Here is a 238-nt window from a genome sequence, read left to right on the forward strand (position 1 = left end):
GATTTGGGTGATCGTCTGGCATTGAACACGCCAGTATCAAGCCTGATGGAACTTGCTAATGAGTTGACTGGTTTTAACGCGAGTAATGAACAAGAGCTGCACGTCAAACACGAAGCCCTGACCAATCTGCTGATTATGCTGTCTGTCTATGCGCCGCACGTCGGTGAGCATCTGCTTGAGCAGTTAGGTCTTGACACCTTAACGTTGGACTACCCGACCGTGGATGAAAGTGCGCTGG

At 50.4% G+C, this 238-nt stretch carries 1 protein-coding gene; it reads left to right on the forward strand.

All coding sequences use genetic code 11. From position 1 onward, the window contains the following. A partial coding sequence (locus SB725_RS33760; RefSeq protein WP_410923766.1) for a hypothetical protein occupies positions 1 to 238 on the forward strand: 238 nt, incomplete at both ends.

This window comes from Pseudomonas sp. SIMBA_041 (assembly GCF_046535095.1).
Classification (GTDB): Bacteria; Pseudomonadota; Gammaproteobacteria; order Pseudomonadales; family Pseudomonadaceae; genus Aquipseudomonas; species Aquipseudomonas mucoides.